Source organism: Gordonia sp. LMA484, assembly GCF_058129505.1.
Genome location: NZ_CM176700.1, coordinates 4,074,366 through 4,092,359 on the forward strand (window position 1 = coordinate 4,074,366; position 17,994 = coordinate 4,092,359).

The following is a 17,994-nucleotide window of genomic DNA, read 5'->3' on the forward strand; positions in this document are numbered from 1 at the left end:
AACAGCCTTCGACGATCGGGCTGCGCACGATCCCCCGGTGGAGGATGATCGCGTCATGAGGGTCGCACTGTTCGCCACCTGCTTCAACGACACCATGTGGCCGAACACCCCGAAAGCGGCTGTGCTCCTGCTCGAGCGCCTCGGGGTCGAGGTCGAGTTCCCGATCGAACAGACCTGTTGTGGACAGATGTTCACCAACACCGGCTATGCCGAAGAAGCAATTCCCGGCGTGCGGCAGTTCACCGAGGTGTTCGGCGACTACGACGCCGTGGTCGCGCCCTCGGGGTCGTGTGTGGGATCGGTCCGGCATCAGCACCGCGACATCGCCGACCGGGCGGGCGACCGACGACTCCTCAGTGCGGTGGACTCGCTGACCCCAAAGGTGTTCGAACTCAGCGAGTTCCTCGTCGACGTCCTGCAGGTCACCGATGTCGGCGCATACTTCCCGCACCGTGTGACCTATCACCCGACATGCCATTCGCTGCGCATGCTGCGGGTCGGCGACAAACCTCTGCAGCTGCTCCGCCAAGTGCGCGGCATCGACCTGGTCGAGTTGCCCGCCGCCGAGGACTGCTGCGGCTTCGGTGGGACCTTCGCGATGAAGAACGCCGACGTGTCCGTGGCGATGGGGTCGGACAAGGCGGCCAACGTCAAGGAAACCCGGGCCGAAGTGCTTGTCGCGGGAGATAACTCGTGTCTGGCACATATCGGCGGACTGCTCTCTCGAGAGCGATCCGGGATCCGGATGATGCACCTGGCCGAGATCCTGGTGTCCACCGAGGAGGAACCGGCATGAGCACCGCTGACGAGACCGTCGACGCCGCACATCCACACGTGGGGGTGACGTCCGCCTTCGTCGGCATGCCGAAGTTCCCGATCGCCGCGCGCGACGAGCTGACCAACACGACGCAGCGCCGCAACCTCGCCCACGCCACCGGGATCATCCGCAGCAAGCGCGCCGAGGTGGTGAGCGAGCTCGACAACTGGGAAGAGCTCCGCCTGGCGGCCGAGGCCATCAAGAACCGGACGCTGCGCCACCTCGACGACTACCTCGTCCAGTTCGAGGAAAACGCCACCGCAGCAGGCGCCGTCGTACACTGGGCCCGAGATGCCGAGGAGGCCAACCGGATCGTCGTCGACCTCGTGCGCGCGACCGGCGCCGACGAAGTGGTCAAGGTGAAATCCATGGCCACCCAGGAGATCGAGCTCAACGAGGCGCTCGCGGCCGCCGGGATCGATGCCTGGGAAACCGATCTCGCCGAACTCATCGTGCAACTCGGCGACGACTGGCCCAGCCACATCCTGGTTCCGGCCATCCACCGCAACCGCAGCGAGGTCCGCGACATCTTCCGGCGGCGAATGGGCGAGGTCGGACGCGCGGCACCCGACGACCTGACCGACGAACCGAAGCGGCTTGCCGAAGCGGCGCGGCTTCACCTGCGGGAGAAGTTCTTACGAGCCAGGGTGGGCATCAGCGGCGCCAACTTCGCCGTCGCCGACACCGGCAGCCTCGTCGTCGTCGAATCCGAGGGAAACGGCCGGATGTGCCTCACCTTGCCCGAGACCCTCATCTGTGTGGTCGGCATCGAGAAAGTTCTCCCGACCTGGGCCGACCTCGAGGTCTTCCTGCAGGTGCTGCCGCGATCGAGCACCGGCGAGCGCGAGAACCCCTACACGTCCATCTGGACCGGCGTCACTACGGGCGACGGACCGCAGGACATGCACATCGTCCTGCTCGACAACAATCGGAGCACGGCGCTGGCCGACGAGATCGGGCGTGCCGCGTTGCGCTGTATCCGCTGCTCGGCCTGCCTCAATGTCTGTCCGGTCTATGAACGCGCGGGCGGCCACGCCTACGGCTCGGTCTATCCCGGCCCGATCGGCGCGATCCTCACGCCGCAGTTGCGGGGCACGACGTCGGCGGTGGACCAGTCGTTGCCGTTCGCGTCGAGCCTGTGTGGCGCCTGCTCGGATGTCTGCCCGGTTCGTATCCCGATCCCCGAACTGTTGGTGCACCTGCGAACCCGGGTGGTCGACGAGCACCGAGGCGGGTTGCCCACCCCGGAGTCGGGCGCGATGAAGGCCATGGCCTGGATGTTCGGCAGCCACAAACGTCTGGAGGCCGCGCAGAAGGCCGCCACCACCAGCCACCGGTTCTTCGGCCGACGCATGACCATCGGCGCGCTGCCCGGTCCGCTGTCCGGTTGGAGCTCGGCCCGCGACATCCCGGTGCCGCCGGCGGAATCGTTCCGCGACTGGTGGAAACGCGAGCGCGGTGGGCGCTCCGGCGACCGAGGGCCGCGATCATGAGCGCCCGCGAGGAGATCCTCGGCCGGGTCCGGTCGGCCCTCGCCGATGTGGCGAACACCGATGTCACCGAGACACCGGTCGACTGGTCGTATGGGCGGCCGGTCGGCACCGGGGACCTCGACCTCGTCGACAGATTCGCCGAGCGGGTGGCCGACTACCGGGCAGCCGTCGTGCACGTGAGCGAGGACGAGCTCGGCTCGGCGGTGGCCACGGCCCTGGCGGCGGTCGACGGCCCGATCCTCGCCGACGAGACGATCCGGCAGCGGGTCCACACAGACCTGACCTGGGTCGACGACATCCTCTCCGCGGCCGACCTGGACACCGTGGGGGCGGTCGTCACCGAGGCGACCGTGGGGATCGCCAACACCGGCACCATCGTCCTCGACCACGGTGCCGGGCAAGGTCGACGCGCGCTGTCACTGGTCCCCGACGTCCACATCTGCATCGTCGACGCCGCACGGGTGGTCGACGACGTCCCGCAGGCGGTCGCCCGGCTCATCGAACTCGGTGTCCAGTCGCGGCCACAGACGTGGATCAGCGGCCCCAGCGCCACCAGCGACATCGAGCTCGACCGCGTCGAAGGGGTGCACGGGCCGCGCACCCTGCACGTGATCATCACCGGGGCGCCGTGAACCGCCCGCACCGGACCACCGGCGCGAACAGCCGAGGACTCGTACAGTCGTCTCGTCAGGCGTGTGCCTGAGGAGACGCTCCGAGGAAAGGATTCGATGGCCGACCGAGGGCACCTGATCGTCTGCGGATTCTCCGCAATGGGTGTCCGCATCGTGGAGCAGCTGATCGGCTCCGGCGAGCGGGTGGTACTCGTGGTGCGCAGCGTCGAGCCCGAACTCGTTGCCGCGCTGCGCCGGTGGGAGATCGATCATCACACCTCGGTGGTGAGTGTCAGCGCCGCACTGGTCGATGCCGGCATCGAATCCGCGCTGGCCGTGGTGTGTGTCGCCGACGACGAACTGTGGAATCTGGAGACCGCACTGACCGCCGGGGAGCTGCGACCCGATGTCCGCGTGGTCACGCAGATGGCCAACACCACGGTGCGCGGTGCGCTCTCCGACGGCATATTCCCCGGCGCCACCCTCGACATCGCCGAGCTGGCGGCGCCGTCGGTGATCGAGGCCTGCGAAGGCCACCCCGAGTATCACCTGGAGATCGAGGGCGTACCGTTCGTCGCCGCCCAGCTGCCGATCCAGACCGAATCCACCCTGCGGGAACTCTTCGGCGACCTCGCGCCCGTCGCGGTCGCGGCCGGGCCGGGAGACCGGTCGCACCGCCCCGGGCTGACCGCCTGCCCCGGACGTGACGTCATCGTGCGTCCCGGAGACACCGCGACGATGTTCGGTACACCGCGGCAGTTCGCCGAGCATCGGATCGATGTCGGGCAGGAACCGGTGAGACGGTCGGACGCGACGAAACCCAGAATCGGCCCGCTGAGTCGGCTACGTCAGGCCGTATCGTCGTTCGTCCAGGACGTGAACCCGAACTTCTTCCGGATGCTCGGTGCGCTCGCGAGCCTGCTGATCGTGTCCACCATCGTGCTGCGCTTCGGCTATCAGCGCCCCGGGATGTCGGTGCTCGACGCGATCTATTTCAGTACCGAGACCGTCGCGACCGTCGGCTACGGCGACTTCAACTTCTCGTTTCAACCGACGTGGCTGCGGGTCTGGTCGATCGTGTTGATGTTCGCCGGCCTCACCACGACCGCCCTGGTGATGGCGTTCCTCGCCGAGCTGCTGGTGTCCCGGCGGTTCTCCCACACCATCGGCCGACGCCGGGCACGCATGATGTCGGGGCATGTGGTGGTGATCGGGCTGGGCACCTTCGGAATCCGCGTTGCGCGCGAGCTCCGTGCCCGCGGTCGTCAGGTCGTCATCGTCGAGATATCGCAGGCCGACCGCTATGTGTCTGCCGCCCGCGACCTCGGCATCCCGATCGTGGTCGGCGATGCCACCCTGCCGGAGACCCTGTTCGACGCCGGCGTCGACCGCGCATCCGCAGTGGCCGTCCTGACCAGCAACGACATGGTCAACGTGGAGATCGGCATCACCGCACGCGGTGTCCTGGGCGACCGGTGGGCCGACACGCCGTACCGGCGCGGCGTGCCGGTGGTGATGCGGATCTTCGACCGGCCGCTCGCCGACGCCCTCACGGCCCGGTTCGGGTTCCGCAACGTCCGGTCGACGGCCGAGCTCGCCGCGCCCTGGTTCATCGGTGCCGCGCTCGGCCTGGAGGTGCTGGGCACGATGTCGGTGCGGTCGCAGTCGTTCATGGTGGGACGGGTCGCGATCCACGCCGGCCAGGGGCTCGACGGCATCGCGATGAAGGAGCTCTCGGCACACACCCGGGTGGTCGCGATCGCCCGGACCGACGGTTCGCTCGAGTATCCGCCGCGTCGCGGGACGAGCTTCGCCGCGGGCGACCGCGCGTACCTGATGGGGCCCTACGAAGAACTGTTGTCCGTCCTGGAACAGCAGCGACAGGGCAACGCCTGAGCTGGCGTGCCGCTACGTCTCGACCGAGATGTGGCTGACCGCGTCGACCGCCTCGACGAACGGCGGGATGAACCACTGGGCCCCGAGCACACAACACGCGTGTCCGCCGTCGACCTCGAACCGTCGCGAGCCGCGGATGCCGTCGAGTAGCAGCTGCTGACGAGCGGGCTCGACGACCCGATCGCGCACCGAGACCACCACCGAGGTGGGAACGTCCACGTCGGCCAGCCACGACCGCGAGTCGAACGCGCCGAGTCCGTCGCCGAACTGTCCCATGTGCGACAGCGGGGTGGAGAAGAACTGCCGCAGAGCCCACACCGCGGTGTGCACGGATGTGTCGTCGAGGCGGCCGACCCGAGGACGCGGCAGCAGGCGGTTCATCGCCGTCAATATCCGCCCGGTGCGCTGCGACTGTGCGCGCAGGTCCGGATCATTGGTGCTGAAGTACGGACCGGTCGAGCAGAGGACCAGACCGGAGACACGCTGCCGGTGTCGACGCCACACGAGCTGGGCGATGCCGCCACCCATCGAGAAACCTGCCGCGGTGAACCGCCGGATCCCGAGCGCGTCGGCGACCGCGACCACGTCGTCGGCACAGTCGCGCAGATCGAATTCGTCCGACCGGATGCCACGCCCGTGCCAGCGCTGGTCCATGGTGATCACCCGATACCGCTTGTTCAGCTCGGGGATGACCGGATACCAGCAGAGCAGTCCGGTGGTGAGCACCGAGTGCAGCAGGAACACCACGGGCGCATCCTTGGGGCCGGAGTCGGTGACGAACACCTCACCGCGCCCCGGCAGATCGAGCATCGACCCGGACGGAATGTTGCGCGCCGGGTACGGGCGTGTGACATGGCCGAAGGCGCGGGCCGCCCCACGCGCGAAGTCAGATCTCACACTGACGACGGTACGCGGTTCAGGTTGAGAAACACCTGTGATCAGCGGTAATCGATGACCATTCGACCCTCGATCTTGCCCTCCTCCATACGGCGGAAGACATCGTTGATCTCGTCGAGGCGGGTGGTCGTGACCGTCGGCTTCACCAGGCCGCGGGCATAGAAGTCGAGCGCCTCCGCCATGTCCTGACGCGTCCCCACGATCGACCCGCGGATGGTGAGGCCCTTCAGCACGACATCGAAGATCGGCGCCGGGAAATCTCCCGGCGGCAGTCCGACGAACACGATGGTTCCACCTCGTCGGGCCATGCCGATCGCCTGGCCGAAGGCCTGCGGATGGACGGCGGTCACCAGCACGCCGTGCGCGCCGCCGGTCTGATCGACGATCGCCGCGGTGACGTCGGTGTCGGCGGCATTCACCGTCACCTCGGCGCCGAGCTCGCGGGCCAGCTCCAGTTTGTCGTCGCCGATGTCGACGGCCGCCACCCGCATGCCCATGGCCGTGGCGTACTGCACCGCGACATGGCCGAGTCCGCCGATCCCGGAGATCACCATCCACTGCCCCGGCCTGGTCTGCGACACCTTCAGACCCTTGTAGACGGTCACACCCGCGCAGAGGATCGGGGCGACCTCCACCGGGTCGAGTCCGTCGGGGATGCGGGCCGCGAACTTCTCGTCGACCAGCATGTGGGTGCCGAACGAACCATTGACCGAATAGCCGCCGTTCTGCTGCTTCTCGCACAGCGTCTCCCACCCGGTCCGGCAGTACTCGCAAGTCCCGCACGCCGACCACAGCCAGGCATTGCCGACCTTGTCCCCCACGGCGAGTTCGGTCACGCCGGGGCCGACCGCGACAACCGTGCCATACCCCTCGTGACCGGGCACGAACGGTGGCGACGGTTTGACCGGCCAGTCGCCGTGCGCCGCGTGCAGGTCGGTGTGGCAGACGCCGGACGTCTCGAGTTTCACCAGCGCCTGACCGTGTCCGGGCTCGGGTACCTCGAGCTCGGTGATCTCGAGTGGATCACCGAAGCCGGTGACCACCGCCGCCGTGAACGTCTGACCATTGCCTGTCATCTCCGCACCACCTTGTACATCTGTGTGTCCTGGCGTTCCCCAGTGTTCGCCACCGCGGGCGTCGACGGTCCGGTTTCGGGAGCGAAGCACAATGAGTTCATCGGATCGTCGCGTGCTCGCGACCAGGGCCCGTGACCCACGACACAGCCAGGCGTGGGATGCTCGAAGACATGATGGACATCGACCGTCCCAAGATCGAAGGGGCCGTGTCGGTCGGCGACGGACGACGGCGAATCGGTTTCGCCGAGTTCGGGTCGGCCACCGGCCGCGCCCTGTTCTGGCTGCACGGGACCCCCGGTGCGCGACGTCAGATACCCACCGAGGCCCGCGCCTTCGCCGCCGAGAACGGGTACCGGATCATCGGTCTGGACCGACCCGGCGTCGGATCGTCCACGCCGTACCGCTATCGCAGCGTGTCCGAGTTCGCCACCGACCTCGAGATCGTCGCCGACTCACTGGGTATCGACGAGTTCGCCGTCATAGGATTGTCCGGCGGCGGGCCGTACGCACTCGGGGTCGCGCACGCATTTCCCGACCGTGTGGTCGCGGCGGGCATCCTGGGCGGTGTCGCGCCCACGGTCGGACCCGACGCCATCGGCGGCGGAGCGATGCGCATGGGTCAGGCGGCGGCACCGATCCTCGGCGTAGCAGGCGCGCCGGTGGGCAAAGTGGTGAGTTCGGTCCTCAGCGTGGCCCGACCCATCGCCGAACCGGCGATCAAGATCTACGGCCGACTCTCCCCACAGGGTGACCGAGAGTTGTTGTCACGCCCGGAATTCCGGGCGATGTTCCTCGACGATCTGCTGCACGGCGGGTCCCGGCGCATGGAGGCGCCGTTCGCCGACATCGTGGTGTTCTCCCGGGACTGGGGATTCCGTGTGCCCGAGGTGTCGGTGCCGGTCCGCTGGTGGCACGGCGACCGCGACCACATCATCCCGCACGAGCACGGCGAGCACATGGTGTCTCTGCTCCCCGACGCCAAGCTGTTCACGATGCACGGTGAGAGCCATCTCGGCGCGCTGGGCATGTCCGTCGACATCATCAGCGAACTGATGACCGTGTGGGACCAGCCACGCTGACAGGTCACCTCGCCTTTGGGGCCGCCCTTCGTGACGCTCGCAAGCTCGCTCCTCAGGGACCGGGGAAGCTCGCAAACCAACCACCGGTCCCTGAGGAGCCTCCGAGCCTGCGAGGATGCGTCACGAAGGGCCTTCGTCACGCACCGCTCACACCTTGCTCCGCGCGGAAACGGCGTTCCCACCACCGCTCGCACCTTGCTCCGCGCGGAAACGGAGTTCCCACCACCGCTCGCACCTTGCTCCGCGCGGAAACGGAGTTCCCACCACCGCTCACACCCCTTAGCGCGGAAACGGAGTTCCCAACACCGCCCCCTGAGGAGTCCGGAGCGCTAGCGGAGGACGTCACGAAGGGCGCCCTTCGTGACGCATCGCTCGTACCTCGCGAGGCTCCTCAGGGACCGGAGTGGTCACCCATCGCCCGTACCTCGCGAGGCTCCTCAGGGACCGGGCTGGTCACCCATCGCCCGTACCTCGCGAGGCTCCTCAGGGACCGGGGTAGTCACCCATCGCCCGTACCTCGCGAGGCTCCTCAGGGACCGGAGTGGTCACCCATCGCCCGTACCTCGCGAGGCTCCTCAGGGACCGGGCTGGTCACCCATCGCTCGTACCTCGCGAGGCCCCTCAGGGACCGGAGTGGTCACGCATCGCTCGTACCTCGCGACCGAGTTTGCGCAGCGATCAGCGCGTGATGAGTTTCGTTTCCCGAGCCCACTCGCGGACGCGACTCATGCCCTCATCGATGGAGACCAGGGGCTCGTAGCCGAGCACCTCACGGGCCTTTCCGATCGAGTAGGTGCCCGGACGGTTCAGCAGCCCCATCGTGCCGGCGCACAGATCGCTGGGCTGGCCGAGGCGACGAAGCAGTCCGCCGAGGACGTCGGCGAGCGGCGCGGCCACCGACATCGGCAGTGTGCGAATGGTGCCGCCGCTCATTTCGGCGAGGTGGCCGAAGAAGTCGGCACAGCGGATACCGACGCCGTCGGTGATGGTGAACACCTGGCCGGCGGCCTTGTCGGAAGAGATGGCGAGGACCATGCCGTCGACGAAGTTATCGATGTAGACCGGCGAGAAGATGCCGTTGCCGCCATCGGGCAGGGGGAAGCCGGTCGGTTTGAGCATCTCGGCGATGGGCGAGCGCACCCACACCGAGCCCGGCCCCCAGACGTCGCCCGGCCGGATCACCGTTGCATCGATCTCGCCGGCGCCGTGTGCGGCGAGCACCACCGCCTCGGAGTTGACCTTCGTGTCGGTGTAGACGTCACCGTTCACCTGCACCGGGTAGGTCTCGTCGACACCATCGGGATAGTCGAACCCGTAGGCAGCCACCGAGGACAGGTGCACGAAGCGGGTCACGTCTGCCTTGATCGCAGCCCGCAGCACCCGGCTGGTACCCATCACGTTCACCTCGCGGGAACGATCCAGCGGGTGTGCGGCACCCAGCAGGGCCGCGGTGTGGATCACGGTGTCGACACCGTCGAGGGCGGAATCCCAGGTGCCGGGCTCGACGGTGTTACCTGCGACGACATTGGTGTCGGCGTCGGCGATCAGATCGACACCGCCGACCCGGGCTCCGAGGTCACGGAATCGCTGGGCCAGAGCCCGGCCGATGAAGCCGTTGGCGCCGGTGATGAAGATGCTGCGGCCGGCCAGCGACGGGGCGGGGCGAGCGGGAGTCGAGGTGTTGGTCACCTTGGTCATGTGTTGCCTCTCACATTCGGTTGGGAGTGACCTCCATCATGTTCAACCGACTCCCCAAGAACTTGACTCGAAGAGACACTTCCTTGACACTTGCGGACATGTCTGTGATCCGCGGCACATGTCTGACGGGGTTCATGGAGGAGACCGCGACCCTCGGCGCGGATGCCGCGGCACTCCTCCGCCCGGCCGGCATCCGACCCGAAGACGTCGGGAACTTCGATTCGTTCTTCACCTACGTCGCGATGATCCAGGTGCTCGAGGCGGCTGCGCAGACCACCGGCACCCCCGACTTCGGTCGTCGGATGGCACGCCGGCAGGGCATCGAGATCCTGGGACCAGTCGGTGTCGCAGCCCGCACCACCCGCACGGTGGCCGATGCGCTGCACGTGTTCGAGAACTATCTGGCCGCCTACAGTCCGGCGATCACCATCGAGGTCGTCCCGCTCCCGGACGCCACCACGGCCTTCATGGAGTTCCGGCTGCTCATCTCCGATCCTCCCCCGCATCGCCAGGCCATGGAGATGTCCCTGGGGGTTGCGCTACGCGTCCTGCGATTCCTGCTGGGTTCGACCTACTCACCGCTCACTGTGCACGTCCCGCATGACCCGCTGGGACCGGCGGCCGACTATGTCCACGAGTTCTCCTGCACTGCACGATTTTCTGAGCCGCGCGCCGGTTTCACCATGCAGGCGAGTGATCTGACCCGTCACCTGGTCTCCGACGAGATGGCGCACCTGGCGATGGTGAGCTACCTCGACAGCGTGATCGACCGACAGGACCGGAATCTGGCCGGGTCGGTCCGAGACCTCGTCCGACAGCTCCTGCCCACCGGCGCCGCCACCCTCTCCGTCACCGCGAGGCAGTTCCACCTTCATCCCAAGACGCTGCAACGCCGCCTCACCGCCGAGGGAACCACATATGCCGACATCGTCGACGGCGTGCGACGCGAACTCGCCGAACACTGGCTACGCGACACCGACATGGCTCTGACACACCTGGCCCACGAGTTGGGCTATTCCGAACAGAGCGTACTGACGCGATCGTGTCGTCGATGGTTCGGCACCGGACCGACCGAGTTCCGGGCAACCCACCGCAGCGCAGTGGGAACTCACGCCTGACGCTGCCCAGACTGGGCCGATCCGCATCGGTAGTCACCGCCCCACTCAAAAAACGTGCCCTGGATCACAAACTTGTCTCCAAAGATCAAGAAAGTGTCCTCTGCGGTCAAGAGATTCCGCCCACAACCCGGCATGGTGTTCATCACAGCCCAAACAGAGGTGAAAGGAACACCACATGTCCGCTCCCACAGTCCCCGGCCCAGCCACCACGATGTCCGGCGCCCTTCTCCCCGTCATGGCGCTCCCCCAGGGCGAGCTGCTGACGGTCAACGCCGAGCAGAGCCCGCTGATCCGCGACTCCCTCGGCCCGGGCGTGCACTTCAAGCCGCTGCGCCTCGACCTGGAGAAGGGTGAATGGGTCGTGCTGGCCACCTTCGCTCCCGGCGCGTCGATCCCGCTGCACTATCACACCGGCACCGTGGACGCCTACACGCTGAGCGGCTGCTGGCTCTACTCGGAATACCCGGATCAGCCGCAGACCGCGGGCTCGTACCTCTACGAGCCGGGCGCGTCGGCACACAGCCTGACCTGCCCCGAATCCAACACCGAGGACACCGTGGTCCTCTTCAGCATCTCCGGCGCGAACGTCAACTTCAACGAGGACGGCACCTTCCACTCGGTCCTCGACGCCGCGCTGATCCACCACCTCACCGGCGCCCTGTCCGAGGCCCAGGGCCTGGGGCCGATCAACTTCATCACGGGTGGTTTCGCCGGCAACACCGTGGAGACCGTCTGATGCGCGCGGTGTTGATGCAGGACGAGAAGCTTCGCGTCGCCGAGGTGCCGGAGCCCACTCCGGGCCCCGGCGAGGTCCTCGTCGACGTGCTCGCCTGCGGCATCTGTGGCTCGGACCTACACGCCATGCATCATGGCGCGGACCTGAACGCCACGACGAAGGCCGTGGTCGGCTTCGAGATGATGGACCTGTCCAAGCCGCTGGTGTTCGGCCACGAATTCGTCGGACGGGTGGCGTCGTACGGACCGAACACCGAGCAGAAGATCCAGGTCGGCCGGCGAGTCGTGTCCATGCCGATCCTGGTCCGCGAGGCACCCGTGTTCCTCGGCTTCCAGGGCCCGGAAGCACCGGGCGCATACGCCGAGAAGATGCTGCTCTCCGAGCCTCTGCTGATCGAGGTCCCGGACGAGATGTCCACCGAGCTCGCGGCGTTGACCGAGCCGATGGCGGTCGCGTACCGCGCGGTCGGACACGCCGAGCTGGGCGCCGATGACGTTCCGCTGGTCGTCGGCTGTGGTCCGATCGGACTCGCCATCATCGCGATCCTGAAGATGAAGGGCGTCGGGCCGATTATCGCCGCGGACTTCTCTCCGGAACGCCGTGACCTGGCCAAGCGTCTCGGCGCCGACGTGGTCGTCGATCCGGCTGAGAGCTCGCCCTACGAAGCGCTCGTCGCCGCGGCCGCCACCGACGACCCCGCCCGGATGGCCCCGCCGACCGGCATGCTCGGTCAGATGCCGTTCCGTCGGACCGTCGCCTTCGAGTGCGTCGGTGTGCCCAACCTGATCCAGGAGATCATCGCGGGCGTACCGGCCGGATCGACCATCGTGGTCGTCGGCGTGAACATGGAGTCCGACGCCTTCATGCCTGCCCAGTGCATGATGAAGGAGCTCGACCTGCAGTTCTCGGCGTACTACACGCCGCAGGAGTTCGCGGAGACCTTCGCACTCCTGGCCGCCGGAAAGATCGACGCCGAGCCGTTGCTCACCGGCACGGTCGGCCTCGACGGGATCGCGGACGCCTTCGAGCGTCTGGCGAACAACCCGCACGACGCGAAGATCATCGTCGACCCGTCGCTCTGAGACTCTGCGGACACCACCGACCGCCCCACCGGTCGGTGGTGTCCGCGGACCCGTTCCGCTTCCCGGCCGTCCCGGCCGAATTCTGCTGCGCCCTGCGCGAATCCCTCTCCCCGTCTGAGAAAGCCTCCCCCACATGCGCGCCCTGACCAGCCTCGACAACTTCTTCCTCGCCGCCGAGGACGGCCGAACCGTGACGAACGTGTCGAGCCTCGTCATCCTCGACAACCACACCAAGCCGCTGACCCGCGACGACCTCGCCGACCACGTCGCCGAACGACTACACCTGCTGCCACCGCTGCGGTGGCGCCTCGCGGAGGTCCCGTTCGGCCTCGGACACCCGTATTGGGTCGACGGTGACGTCGACCTCGACTTCCACATCCGTGAGCTGGCACTTGTCTCGCCGGGCGACCGAGCCGCCCTGGAAACGCAGGTCGCGCGGCTCTCCGCGCATCCGATGGACCGTTCGAGGCCGCTCTGGGAGATGTACCTGATCCACGGGCTCGCCGACGGTGGTCTGGCCGTTCTCACCAAGCTTCATCACGCCGCCGTCGACGGTATCTCCGCCGCCGACGTGATGAGCGTGCTGCTCGACGACTCCCCCGCCGGTCGGACGATCGCACCGGCCCCGCGGCATCGTGCCGAACAAGGACCGAGCCAGCTCGGCATGCTCGCCCGCGGAATCCTCGCCGAACCGCGACGCCAGCTCAACACCGTCGGCGCCGCCGGACGCACCCTGACCAACCTCGACCACGTCGCGGTCCTGCGATCGGTCCCCGGGATCCGGCCGGTCGGGCGGATGGTCCGTGGGCTCACCCAGCTGGGCCGGATCGAATCCGCGCCGCCTGCCGCGCCCGCGATCACCGCGCCGCGGCTGCGCCTGAACGGCAAGATCTCCTCGCACCGCCAGGTCGCCCTGACCAGCGTCCCGATCGAGGACATCAAGGAACTCAAGCGAGCGTTCGACTGCACCATCAACGACGTCGTCGTCGCGCTCTCCACGGGGGCCGTACGCCGCTGGCTGGAAAGACTCGGAGCACTCCCCGATCAGCCACTGGTGGCGGTCGTGCCGGTGTCGGTGCGCACCGACAGCGAGGCCGGTAACTACGGCAACAGCGTGGCGTCCATGGTCACGGCTCTGCCCACCGACGAACCGAACCTCCTCGTCCGCCTGCGCCGTTGCCGCCAGGGTATGCAGGAAGCCAAGCATCGGCACAACACCGTGCCCACGTCTCTGATGCGCGATGTCAACGATCTGGTCCCCCCGGTGCTCTTCGGCCAGGCCACCCGCACGGTCACGCGCATCGCCTCGAGCGAGTCGTTCGCGCCGGCCGCCAACCTGGTCATCTCCAATGTGCCCGGCCCTCGTAATCAGCTCTTCTTCGCCGGCCGTGCAGTGCGGGAGAACTTCCCGATCTCGACGATCAGCGACAGCCTCGGACTCAACGTCACCGTGTTCAGTTACTTCGACCGACTGCAGATCGGACTGGTCGGTGACCGCGAGATCGTCGAAGACCTGGACGGCCTGGCCTGCGCGTTCCACGACGAACTGCGTCTGATGCAGAAGGTCACCGCCGAGATCCACGCCGAAGGAGCCACCCGATGAGACGACTCAGCAGCGTCGACGCCCAGTTCCTCGCCATCGAAGACGGCCGCATTCACTCACATGTCTGCCAGCTCACCATCCTGGAGAGCACGACGATCGACGGCACCCCGGTGACCGCGGACCTCATCCGCGATCAGATCGCCGGACGCATCGACGAGCTCTCGCCGTTCCGGTGGCGGGTCCGCGAGGTACCGTTCGGCCTCGACTACCCGGTGTTCGTCGAGGACCATTCCTTCGATCTGGATTCGCACATCTGGGAGACAGCGCTGCCCGCGCCCGGCAGCGCCGCCCAGCTCTCCGATGCCGTCGGGCACATCGCCTCCCGTCCGCTCGACCGCGCGCGACCGCTCTGGGAGATCCACGTGATCCACGGTGTCGAGGGCGGTCATGTGGCGATGCTGACGAAGATGCATCACGCCGCGATCGACGGTGTCTCGGGCATCGAACTTCTGAGCGCACTGCTCGAACCGACCCCACGGTCGTTTCCCCGCGCCGTCGTCGCTGATCCGCAGGACCCGGTCGGCCACGATCCCGGCGATCTCGAACTGCTTGCCCGGGCCTTCACGTCCCTGCCGATGCAACCGATCCGGATGATGCGGGCGCTGCCGGCGACTCTGCGCCACATCGATCAGCTGCCGACGATGCGGAACCTGCCGGGCACCGAGTTGCTCTCCGCTGCGGCGGACCGTGCGGCCCGGATCGCCACCCGCAATCGCGATGGCCGCACCCTCGAGCGGCCCGGCGTCAGCCGTGCTCCCAAGGTCTCCTTCGGCGGCAAGATCTCGGCGCATCGTCGGTTCGCCTACGGCACGCTGCCACTGCCCACCGTGCGGGCCATCAAGGACGCGATGCCCGGCGCGACCGTGAACGACGTCGTGGTCGCACTGGCCGCCGGCGCACTACGCCGGCGGATGGCCGCGCGTGGCGACGACCCGAACACGGCTCTGGTGGCGATGGTCCCGGTGTCGGTGCGCACCAAGGACCCGGCGCAGGGCAACACCTACGGTAATCAGATCTCGTCTATGATCGTCACGATCCCCACCGACGAGCCCGATGCCCGCGGTCGGCTCGAGCGTGCGGGTCATGTGATGCGCTCAGTGAAGGAACGCCACCGCGCGATCCCCGCCCAGCTACTGCGCGACGCCAATCACACGGTGCCACCTGCCCTGTTCGGGCGCACCGCCCGGATGATCTCGGCGACCACCGGCGCCGGCTGGATCCGACCGCCGTTCAACGTCACCATCTCCAACATCCCCGGATCGCCGGCACCGCTGTACTGTGCGGGCGCCCGCGTGGTGTCCCAACATCCGGTGAACGTCCTCATCGAGGGTGTCGGGTTGAGTCTGACGCTGCTCAGCTACGAGGACCGGCTGGATTTCGCCTTCACCGCCGATCGCGAACTGGTGCCCGATGTGTGGCAGCTGGTCACCGAGATGGACGCGGAGCTCGATGAGCTGGCGCAGGAGTTCGGAGTCGTCGCAGCCGGCTCATGACCGGCTCGGCCTGTCGACGATCGCCGTCACGGTGCGGTCGTCGACAGGCCGGTCGCGAGTCCGAGGACCACAGCCATCATCAGCACTTCCCCGACCGCCAGGCGCAGTGAGACGACGGCGGTGACCCGGTGCCTTGCCACAGCCGGCACCCACCGCCGGCGGTGGCGGGCACCCAGCCCGATCAGCACGGCCAGGCCGACCACCTTGGCGAGCAACACTCGGCCGTAGCCGGTCTCGATGAGCTGGTCGACACCGCCGACCTCGGTCACCCCGGTGATCACGCCGGTCACCGCGATCAGGGCGACGGCCCACAGGGCGCGGGTGGAGAAGTCCGGTAGCGCTGATGCCCACCCGGCTCGCCCTCGGATCGTCAGGGCCATCGCTGCCAACGTTCCGCACCACCAGCCGGCGGCCAGGGCGTGTGCACCGACCAGGATCGGCCCGATGGCGTGTTGGCCTGCGTGGCCGGTGATCGACGTCGCGAGCAGGCCGATCGCGGCGAGGATCGCGTACACGGCGACCGGCGGATCGATTCGGCCCACCACATGGATGACGGCCAGCGCAACCGCCAGCGCGGACACGATCAGTGCGATGAGTTCGGGAGCCCCAGCGCGCAGTGTATCGGCGAACTGTCCGACGCTGACCTGCACCGGCGACGTGCCGACCTGATCCGCGGTACGCACCCACGCCGCGAGCAGCGCCGAGGCGAACCACGCGGCGCCGGCGATGCCGATGAGCCGCGCCGACGGGTCGAGACCGAGGGCGGGCAGTGCCCCCAGGCCCAGCAGCAGAACGGTGGCCCCGAGGGCTGCGGTCGCAGGCACTGCCACCGCCTCGGGTCCGGCCGGGGCGGCCAGCACCCAGCACAGTCCGAGACCGACGAACATCGCGGCGAACGCACCCGGAAGGGCGAGTTCACGGACCCCGGAATCCCGATCCGGCGTGCGTCCGCCGACGATGCTCATGTCAGCGCACGTCCGTCACGACGAGCGTCTCGGGGATCGGCGCGTCATCCACAGCACCACCCCGAGACCGCCCACCAACAGCACGATCGCGCCGGCGATGAACGGCCACAGTGGTGGTCCGCCGTCATCACCGGACGCGGTCTCCGCCGCCGGGCCGGGTGTCCCGTTTCCCGCGACGGCCAGGTCGAAGGTGCGCTGACCGTCCACGGGATGGCCGTCGGCCGACGTCACGCGGTAGTTGACGGTGTAGGTCCCTTTCGGCCCGAGGTCGCGCAGCGCGACGCTCAGTCGCGGGCCGTCGACCGTCGCATCCCCGTCCTGCCAGTAGTTGCCGTCGGGGCCGACCACGGTGAGCACCGCGAACGTCTCCTGCAGCGCCTCGTTGAACGTGATGGTGACCCGCTGCGGCCCGGTCTGCACGGTGGCGCCGTCATCCGGAACCGACGACACCACCCGGGAGTGTGCGGAGGCGATCGGCGCCACCCAGGTACCGATCATGCCGGTGAGCAGCACACCGGCGAGCACGGTGAGGACCGCGGGCAGGCGGCGATGACTAGGCATCGCCGTCTTTCTCGCCGGGCGTCGAGGTGGTCGGCGCGCCACGTCGGCCGCTGCGGACCAGTGCGGCCACACCGATCACGGCGCCGAGCGCGCCGAGTACGAGACCGATACCACCGAGCCACCGGGCGGCGCCGTCGGTCGATTCCGACTCACCCATCTCCGCCTGCCCGACGCTCGAGCCACCGTCGGTCGACGCGCTCGACCCGCCGTGATGATCGGTGCCTTCCTCGGCCGCCGGGAGAGTGATGGTGGGTGCCGGATGCTCGGGCTCGGAGCCGTCCTCGCCCATGGGTTGGGTCCAGTCGACCTTCTCGCCGTCGGCGTATGTCTGGGTGGCGGGAAGCGTCACGCTGTCCTGTTCGGGGAATGGACCGCCGGAGAAGCGGAACTGCGCGAACTCACCGATCGGCACCCCCGGAGTGCCGGGCAGGGCGGTCCAGGTGATCGAGGTGACCTCCTCGGTCGACGGGTCCTTGACGACCGTCGTCTTCCACCCGGACATGACCTCGGGACGCGCCGACTTCAGCTTCGGCAGCGTCACGGTCAGCGCGGTCGTCGCGGCGGTGTCGGATTCATTCGGCACCACCAGGGTGACGACCCCGTAGCCACCCTGGGTGAGGGTCGGGGCGTTGGCGCTCACATGCGCCGATGCCGCACCGACACCGGTGAAGGTGGCGGTCGCGGCGATGGCCAGGGCCGCAGCGGGCACGGCCAGTCGTCGGATCATTCTGTTGTTCATGCGTGTGTCTTTCGGGTTCGTGTGGCCACACGGACTTTCCACGGGTCGACGACGCGTCGGACCCGGGGATTCCGGTGGGAGGAAGAATGCGCGACGATGCACCGCCCGGGATTGCGCGAGCGGTGGATCA

16 protein-coding genes are annotated in these 17,994 nt (G+C 68.1%); 10 read left to right on the forward strand and 6 right to left on the reverse strand.

The window, feature by feature from the left end; genetic code table 11:
- Positions 1–55 precede the first annotated feature (55 nt).
- The 4 genes from AC4AMJ_RS18010 (at position 56) to AC4AMJ_RS18025 (ending at position 4,817) form a co-directional block, all read left to right on the forward strand.
- Entirely contained in the window at positions 56–796 is a 741-nt protein-coding gene (locus AC4AMJ_RS18010) for a (Fe-S)-binding protein (protein ID WP_489913697.1), read from the forward strand.
- Positions 793–2,310 (forward strand): LutB/LldF family L-lactate oxidation iron-sulfur protein, encoded by a 1,518-nt coding sequence (locus AC4AMJ_RS18015; protein ID WP_489913699.1) that lies wholly within the window; start codon positions 793–795, stop codon positions 2,308–2,310. The genes AC4AMJ_RS18010 and AC4AMJ_RS18015 overlap by 4 nt, the downstream gene beginning before the upstream one ends.
- Entirely contained in the window at positions 2,307–2,942 is a 636-nt protein-coding gene (locus AC4AMJ_RS18020; protein ID WP_489913701.1) for a LutC/YkgG family protein, read from the forward strand. The genes AC4AMJ_RS18015 and AC4AMJ_RS18020 overlap by 4 nt, the downstream gene beginning before the upstream one ends.
- A 96-nt stretch (positions 2,943–3,038) precedes the next feature.
- Positions 3,039–4,817, forward strand: coding sequence for an NAD-binding protein (locus tag AC4AMJ_RS18025; RefSeq protein WP_489899664.1), 1,779 nt, complete (start codon positions 3,039–3,041; stop codon positions 4,815–4,817).
- A 12-nt stretch (positions 4,818–4,829) separates the two neighbouring features.
- Here AC4AMJ_RS18025 and AC4AMJ_RS18030 read toward each other — a convergent pair whose 3' ends face one another.
- Entirely contained in the window at positions 4,830–5,714 is an 885-nt protein-coding gene (locus AC4AMJ_RS18030; protein WP_489899663.1) for an alpha/beta fold hydrolase, read from the reverse strand.
- Positions 5,715–5,755: 41 nt separating this feature from the next.
- Positions 5,756–6,790: an alcohol dehydrogenase AdhP gene (gene adhP, locus AC4AMJ_RS18035; RefSeq protein ID WP_489899662.1), complete on the reverse strand. Its 1,035-nt coding sequence runs from the start codon at positions 6,788–6,790 to the stop codon at positions 5,756–5,758.
- 170 nt (positions 6,791–6,960) lie between these two features.
- On the opposite strand from adhP, the gene AC4AMJ_RS18040 reads away from it, so the two are divergent.
- Positions 6,961–7,869: an alpha/beta fold hydrolase gene (locus AC4AMJ_RS18040; protein WP_489899661.1), complete on the forward strand. Its 909-nt coding sequence runs from the start codon at positions 6,961–6,963 to the stop codon at positions 7,867–7,869.
- 678 nt (positions 7,870–8,547) lie between these two features.
- On the opposite strand, the gene AC4AMJ_RS18045 is transcribed toward AC4AMJ_RS18040, so the two are convergent.
- Positions 8,548–9,567 carry an NAD-dependent epimerase/dehydratase family protein gene (locus AC4AMJ_RS18045; protein ID WP_489899659.1) on the reverse strand — a complete coding sequence of 340 codons (1,020 nt, stop codon included), beginning with the start codon at positions 9,565–9,567 and terminating at the stop codon, positions 8,548–8,550.
- 98 nt (positions 9,568–9,665) lie between these two features.
- Here AC4AMJ_RS18045 and AC4AMJ_RS18050 point away from each other — a divergent pair, with 98 nt between their 5' ends.
- The 5 genes from AC4AMJ_RS18050 (at position 9,666) to AC4AMJ_RS18070 (ending at position 15,599) form a co-directional block, all read left to right on the forward strand.
- Entirely contained in the window at positions 9,666–10,685 is a 1,020-nt protein-coding gene (locus AC4AMJ_RS18050; protein WP_489899658.1) for an AraC family transcriptional regulator, read from the forward strand.
- A gap of 175 nt (positions 10,686–10,860) precedes the next feature.
- The gene (locus AC4AMJ_RS18055; RefSeq protein WP_489913703.1) at positions 10,861–11,421 is read left to right on the forward strand and encodes a 2,4'-dihydroxyacetophenone dioxygenase family protein; all 561 of its coding nucleotides are present in this window, start codon (positions 10,861–10,863) and stop codon (positions 11,419–11,421) included.
- On the forward strand, positions 11,421–12,503 hold the full coding sequence (locus tag AC4AMJ_RS18060; protein ID WP_489913705.1) for a zinc-binding dehydrogenase: 1,083 nt from the start codon (positions 11,421–11,423) through the stop codon (positions 12,501–12,503). Before AC4AMJ_RS18055 ends, AC4AMJ_RS18060 begins: the two co-directional genes overlap by 1 nt.
- 133 nt (positions 12,504–12,636) lie before the next feature.
- Positions 12,637–14,106 carry a WS/DGAT/MGAT family O-acyltransferase gene (locus AC4AMJ_RS18065; protein WP_489913707.1) on the forward strand — a complete coding sequence of 490 codons (1,470 nt, stop codon included), beginning with the start codon at positions 12,637–12,639 and terminating at the stop codon, positions 14,104–14,106.
- Positions 14,103–15,599, forward strand: a complete 1,497-nt coding sequence (locus AC4AMJ_RS18070) for a wax ester/triacylglycerol synthase family O-acyltransferase (RefSeq protein ID WP_489899654.1) — start codon at positions 14,103–14,105, stop codon at positions 15,597–15,599. The genes AC4AMJ_RS18065 and AC4AMJ_RS18070 overlap by 4 nt, the downstream gene beginning before the upstream one ends.
- Before the next feature lie 26 nt (positions 15,600–15,625).
- On the opposite strand, the gene AC4AMJ_RS18075 is transcribed toward AC4AMJ_RS18070, so the two are convergent.
- The 3 genes from AC4AMJ_RS18075 to AC4AMJ_RS18085 are packed head-to-tail and all read right to left on the reverse strand — an operon-like array spanning position 15,626 to position 17,864.
- A complete protein-coding gene (locus tag AC4AMJ_RS18075) occupies positions 15,626–16,564 on the reverse strand; it encodes a copper resistance D family protein (protein WP_489913709.1) in 939 nt (312 codons plus the stop codon).
- A 15-nt stretch (positions 16,565–16,579) separates the two neighbouring features.
- Complete coding sequence (locus tag AC4AMJ_RS18080; protein WP_489899652.1) at positions 16,580–17,125, reverse strand: copper resistance CopC family protein; 546 nt, start codon at positions 17,123–17,125, stop codon at positions 16,580–16,582.
- Positions 17,118–17,864 (reverse strand): YcnI family protein, encoded by a 747-nt coding sequence (locus AC4AMJ_RS18085; RefSeq protein WP_489899651.1) that lies wholly within the window; start codon positions 17,862–17,864, stop codon positions 17,118–17,120. The genes AC4AMJ_RS18080 and AC4AMJ_RS18085 overlap by 8 nt, the downstream gene beginning before the upstream one ends.
- Positions 17,865–17,994: the final 130 nt, after the last annotated feature.

What these genes read in the sequence shown, in the direction of transcription:
- AC4AMJ_RS18010 (WP_489913697.1), top strand. Translation starts at nt 56, where the DNA reads ATGAGGGTCGCACTGTTCGCCACCTGCTTCAACGACACCATGTGGCCG.
- AC4AMJ_RS18015 (WP_489913699.1), top strand. Translation starts at nt 793, where the DNA reads ATGAGCACCGCTGACGAGACCGTCGACGCCGCACATCCACACGTGGGG.
- AC4AMJ_RS18020 (WP_489913701.1), top strand. Translation starts at nt 2,307, where the DNA reads ATGAGCGCCCGCGAGGAGATCCTCGGCCGGGTCCGGTCGGCCCTCGCC.
- AC4AMJ_RS18025 (WP_489899664.1), top strand. Translation starts at nt 3,039, where the DNA reads ATGGCCGACCGAGGGCACCTGATCGTCTGCGGATTCTCCGCAATGGGT.
- adhP (WP_489899662.1), bottom strand. Translation starts at nt 6,790, where the DNA reads ATGACAGGCAATGGTCAGACGTTCACGGCGGCGGTGGTCACCGGCTTC.
- AC4AMJ_RS18040 (WP_489899661.1), top strand. Translation starts at nt 6,961, where the DNA reads ATGATGGACATCGACCGTCCCAAGATCGAAGGGGCCGTGTCGGTCGGC.
- AC4AMJ_RS18045 (WP_489899659.1), bottom strand. Translation starts at nt 9,567, where the DNA reads ATGACCAAGGTGACCAACACCTCGACTCCCGCTCGCCCCGCCCCGTCG.
- AC4AMJ_RS18050 (WP_489899658.1), top strand. Translation starts at nt 9,666, where the DNA reads ATGTCTGTGATCCGCGGCACATGTCTGACGGGGTTCATGGAGGAGACC.
- AC4AMJ_RS18055 (WP_489913703.1), top strand. Translation starts at nt 10,861, where the DNA reads ATGTCCGCTCCCACAGTCCCCGGCCCAGCCACCACGATGTCCGGCGCC.
- AC4AMJ_RS18060 (WP_489913705.1), top strand. Translation starts at nt 11,421, where the DNA reads ATGCGCGCGGTGTTGATGCAGGACGAGAAGCTTCGCGTCGCCGAGGTG.
- AC4AMJ_RS18065 (WP_489913707.1), top strand. Translation starts at nt 12,637, where the DNA reads ATGCGCGCCCTGACCAGCCTCGACAACTTCTTCCTCGCCGCCGAGGAC.
- AC4AMJ_RS18070 (WP_489899654.1), top strand. Translation starts at nt 14,103, where the DNA reads ATGAGACGACTCAGCAGCGTCGACGCCCAGTTCCTCGCCATCGAAGAC.
- AC4AMJ_RS18075 (WP_489913709.1), bottom strand. Translation starts at nt 16,564, where the DNA reads ATGAGCATCGTCGGCGGACGCACGCCGGATCGGGATTCCGGGGTCCGT.
- AC4AMJ_RS18080 (WP_489899652.1), bottom strand. Translation starts at nt 17,125, where the DNA reads ATGCCTAGTCATCGCCGCCTGCCCGCGGTCCTCACCGTGCTCGCCGGT.
- AC4AMJ_RS18085 (WP_489899651.1), bottom strand. Translation starts at nt 17,864, where the DNA reads ATGAACAACAGAATGATCCGACGACTGGCCGTGCCCGCTGCGGCCCTG.